The organism is Gluconobacter sp. GP1, from assembly GCF_032913585.1.
Lineage (GTDB): Bacteria > Pseudomonadota > Alphaproteobacteria > Acetobacterales > Acetobacteraceae > Gluconobacter > Gluconobacter cerinus.
In genome coordinates this window covers 1-1984 of record NZ_JASGXC010000016.1, presented here as the reverse complement: position 1 = coordinate 1984, position 1984 = coordinate 1, and the positions used below count along the sequence as shown (strand labels likewise).

Sequence of the window (1984 nt, the reverse complement as noted above, 5' to 3'; positions counted from 1 at the left end):
AAGAAGGAGCGCGCTGACATCTCCGGCACGGGTCTGAAGATGATCGGCTCCGTGCGGACTCTCGCGCTGAGGAAGGCGCTGGAGGCGAAAAGCGAAAATGCGGATCCGTGGGATCTGGTGGCCGGCCTGCTGCTCGCGCTGAATGCCAACAACGTCCATATTTACGGCTGCGAAAGCAGTTCGCCTCAGGAGAACGCGGTGAAGACCGCCATGGAAGCGCTGTTTCCGGAAGGCGAACTGGTGCGTGATGAAGCGCTCATCCGCCGCCACGCGCTGGAAAGCCTCGGAGGCTTCATGAACTGCGAGGTCAGCATGCACTCCGGCTCCGGCATGGCAGCGGAACTGCTGGGCTGTCTGTTCGACGCGGATACCCACATGCCGAGCATGGCCGATGAGGACTTCCTGAAGACCTACAGCAAGCCTGGAATCACCAAGGCGGTTCAGGCGCATGGGCTTGCACCACTCAACACAGGCAAGGAGATGCGGGCCGCCCTGCTGCACGCCGTCGGAGACGGGCACTGGGTTCCGGAGGCCGCAGGTTTTGCGCAGGCGATTGGCGTCTGGAGCGAGGAGGTTCGAAACAGGCAGGCTCGCCGCGCGAAATGGGCCGCCCTGACAGACGATCTGGAAGCCGAGGATGAAGACGGCCTGGAGTGCGCTGATCCGGAGGATCTGGAAAACGTGATGGACGAGGAGGGCCGAGAAGACGCTGGCGATCCGGACGTCACGGAGGATGAGCCGGCAGAAAAACCGGACCTCGTGGTGCCCCAGGAACTGGTGGCCATGCAGGCCGCCATGGGAGGCCGGCTGGAGATCCTTCGGGTCTGAGGCAGCACGCGGCAACGAATAGACCTGACATCAGGCGGCGCTCTTCTGAGTGCCGCCTTTTTTGTAAGAAGACAGAAGAAAGCGCCCCTATGGCAGACTATTCTTCGAGGGTTTCGGCCTTGATTCCGTTCCTGAGCGTTGAGCGCTTTTTAGTAGAAAATAGGAAATTTTCTTGTTACATGTAACGGGAGGAGAAAAAGCCATGACCCCTGTTGCCATTCGCGTCCAAAAGCGCCGTGACACCCTTCGCAAGGCCGGTCTGCGCCCTGTCCAGATCTGGGTACCCGATACGCGCACACCTGGCTTTGATGCAGAATGCCAGCGCCAGGCGCGTCTCGTGGCCGAGGCAGAACGGCACGATCCCGCGCTGATGTCCTTCGTTGAAAGCGCGGCCAGCGATCTCGACGGATGGGATGCATGAACCGGGGAGACTTCGTGACCGTTGCTCTCCAGGGTGATCTCGGAAAACCCCGTCCCGCGCTAATCGTCCAGGCTGACCGCTTCGAAACGACGGCCTCTGTGACCGTACTCCCTGTTACCAGCACGCTCATAGACGCGCCCTTGCTTCGCCTGTCGGTAACACCGGACGAGCGAAACGGGCTGCGCAAGACGTCTCAGGTGATGATCGACAAGCCCAGCACTGTCTCCCGCGACAAGATCGGTCCAACCTTCGGGATCGCCAGCGATACGGTCATGCTCTCTGTCAATCGCGCTTTGGCCCTGTTTTTAGGTCTGGCCTGAAGCGCGTAGAACGCCGAGTGACGTCTGATTCAACAGGGAGTCGTGGGGATACCTTCCAACAGTCGTCAAACGCAAAACGAAGAAGACCCTTCAGGCGGTTGCCACCGCACTGAAGAGCCTCTCCGAGTAAATCACTTAAGGTAAACCGGGCCGTGAGGTGTTTTTTCCCGAAGCCCCTCACGGCTCACCTCTGAACTTGGACGAACCGGTTACGATTTTCAAGGGCGGAGTCAGCATGGCTCCGCCCTTTTTCGTGCAGTGAGACGATGCCTTGTTTCACTGGGGAAGAGCCTGCCCGCACGAGGACGAAAAGCGAAGAGAAAAGAGAGAGAAAGAGGAGAGGGCGCGGGTGCCAGAGCCTGTCTGTCGCCGCAAGGGGTGGTGTCCTCGGCTGACGCCTGCGGGACCGCCGCTG

The 1984-nt window shown here is 60.2% G+C and carries 2 protein-coding genes and 1 pseudogene; all 3 read left to right on the top strand.

Going from position 1 to position 1984, the window contains the following annotated elements:
* Positions 1–828 (top strand): annotated as a pseudogene (locus R5H23_RS16100) (plasmid partitioning protein); the annotation flags it as partial.
* Positions 829–1030: 202 nt separating this feature from the next.
* Positions 1031–1249, top strand: a complete 219-nt coding sequence (locus R5H23_RS16095; RefSeq protein ID WP_062269019.1) for an antitoxin MazE family protein — start codon at positions 1031–1033, stop codon at positions 1247–1249.
* Positions 1246–1569, top strand: a complete 324-nt coding sequence (locus tag R5H23_RS16090) for a type II toxin-antitoxin system PemK/MazF family toxin (RefSeq protein ID WP_062022288.1) — start codon at positions 1246–1248, stop codon at positions 1567–1569. Before R5H23_RS16095 ends, R5H23_RS16090 begins: the two co-directional genes overlap by 4 nt.
* Positions 1570–1984 lie beyond the last annotated feature (415 nt).